At 64.8% G+C, this 1591-nt stretch carries 2 protein-coding genes; one reads left to right on the plus strand and one right to left on the minus strand.

The window, feature by feature from the left end:
• Window positions 1–50 precede the first annotated feature (50 nt).
• Window positions 51–938, minus strand: a complete 888-nt coding sequence (locus tag ACUCV3_RS27240) for an ArdC family protein (RefSeq protein ID WP_482241471.1) — start codon at window positions 936–938, stop codon at window positions 51–53.
• A 534-nt stretch (window positions 939–1472) separates the two neighbouring features.
• Here ACUCV3_RS27240 and ACUCV3_RS27245 point away from each other — a divergent pair.
• Window positions 1473–1591, plus strand: a 119-nt coding sequence (locus ACUCV3_RS27245) for a helix-turn-helix transcriptional regulator (protein ID WP_482241472.1), incomplete at its 3' end; no start/stop codon positions are given.

Here is a 1591-nt window from a genome sequence, read left to right on the forward strand (position 1 = left end):
GAGCGAGCGGCGCCCGCGCCGCAGGAACACGCGCAAGGGAAGTTTGTCGGTCATGCCGTCGCCACTTCCATGCCCAGCAGATAATCGGCCGCCTTGCTGGCCGCGCTTGCCGCCTTGAAGATCGCCCGCTCATCCTCGCGCAGGACGGCGAGCCAGGAACCGATATAGTCGCTATGCCGGACGGTGGGCGCGATCCCCAGCGACGCGCAGGTGAAGGCGCTGGCCATCTCGGCAACCAGTTCCTCTTTTGCATAGAGCGCCGTACCGAACCCGCCCGACTGATCCCGCGCCAGCCGGCTGCGATGACCGGTCCAATGGCCAAGCTCATGCAAGGCAGTGCGATACCAGTTGATCGGCTCATGGAAGAGCGCCTGTGGCGGCACCGCGACATAATCACCAGACGGAGAATAATAGGCTTCGCCGCCGCCGATGCGGAAGTCCGCACCGCTGTTACGGATCAGGCTGTCGGCCTCGGCGATCGATACCAGTGGCCCGGGAAGGTCAGGCACATGGGACAGCTCTTCGGGCAGCCCCTCGCACTGGTCGACATTGAAGACGGTAAAGCGCTTCAGAAACGCAATCGTCCTGGCCTCGCGATCCTCTTGGCCCGCGCGCTCTTCCTCGGCCTTGGGAACGAAGCGATCCGCATAGCAAATGACGCTCCCCTTCTCGCCTTTGCGAACATGGCCGCCAGCCGCCTCGGCCTGCCGGTAGGTGAGCCAGCGCTGCCCGGTAAAGCCGCGTTCGATCACGGTGGCCCACAGGATCAGGATGTTGATGCCTGAGTAGCGCCGCCCGGTGACGGCATTGTGCGGCATGGTGCAGGGACAGGCGCTGCAGTCCCATGGCTTCACCCAGGGAAGATGCCCCGCCTCCAGTTCCGCGATGATCCGGGAGGTGACTTCGCCATAGATGCTCTGGCGCTCGGTATTGGCCATGTTCCTAACTCCTTCTTGACACCGCAACCGGCGCCGGAAGGGCGAAGGCGGGTGGCAGGAGCGGTCCATCAGCGCCGCCGGGAGCGGCGGCCTGCACCCGCAGGGCCGCAATGGACATGGAGGACCCCGGCGCAGCCGGGGTTGCAGGGCGCCGAGGCGGGGCTAGGGACAAGCGACGCCCGCCTTTGCCCGTCCGATGCCGGAGGCTAACGCCATCGCGCAAAGCGCGATGACCGCATGGCGGCACGCAGGGACGCCCAGAACCCCGAATCAGATACTATGCGCGCGGCCCGCCGCGCGCGCCGCAGCCACCAAATCAATCAGCTCAAAACGTCTCAGCCGGCAGAGCCGGCGAGGCATCGGCCAGACATCATCAAAACATTTTGATGGCCGTTTGTACGCCTGGGTGCGCCTCCGTTTGCCGGGGTTCGACAAGGCCGAATTGGCCCATTCTCAGGTGGTTGACGCGCGACCGCCAAACAATCCTTGGGATCAGGCGCGCTCATGTCACCCCTCAAGAGATGGAGAACGACCATGATCTCTCAGCCACCCGATCGCATAATTCGGCTCAATACGGTCCTTGACCGGACCGGGCTCAGCCGGGCGACACTCTATCGCAAGGTCCAGGCCGGCACCTTCCCCAAGCAGGTCCG

This window comes from Sphingobium sp. VMM, from assembly GCF_056790315.1.

Excerpts from the sequence above, each read along its gene's own strand:
- ACUCV3_RS27240 (WP_482241471.1), bottom strand. The coding sequence starts at position 938 with ATGGCCAATACCGAGCGCCAGAGCATCTATGGCGAAGTCACCTCCCGG.